Origin of the sequence: Psychrobacter sp. CAL346-MNA-CIBAN-0220, from assembly GCF_040309805.1 — a bacterium.
Lineage (GTDB): Bacteria > Pseudomonadota > Gammaproteobacteria > Pseudomonadales > Moraxellaceae > Psychrobacter.
Genome location: NZ_JBEOPF010000416.1, coordinates 1 through 261 on the forward strand (window position 1 = coordinate 1; position 261 = coordinate 261).

Below are 261 nucleotides of genomic sequence, written 5' to 3' on the forward strand. Positions count from 1 at the left end.
GTCACGTACAGCATCTACTGGGCCTACGTAATAAATAAATTTATTATCAAAATCTACGCCTTTAGGTAAACCTTCGCCTGAGTTGATCATGTCTTGCAAACGCTTATGCGCGGCATCTCGACCCGTTAAAATAGTACCCGAAAGTAAAACAGTTTCACCCATTTTCCATTCTTGCACATCTTTTTTGGTCAAGGTATTTAAATCAACACGACGTGTGCCTTCGCCCACTTCAAAGGTTACTTGTGGCCAATCTTCTAACTT

Annotated in this window: 1 protein-coding gene; it reads right to left on the reverse strand. The window is 41.0% G+C overall.

The features are described from left to right. On the reverse strand, nt 1-261 hold a 261-nt coding region (locus AAEY88_RS14195; RefSeq protein WP_350563422.1), incomplete at both ends, for a fumarate hydratase C-terminal domain-containing protein.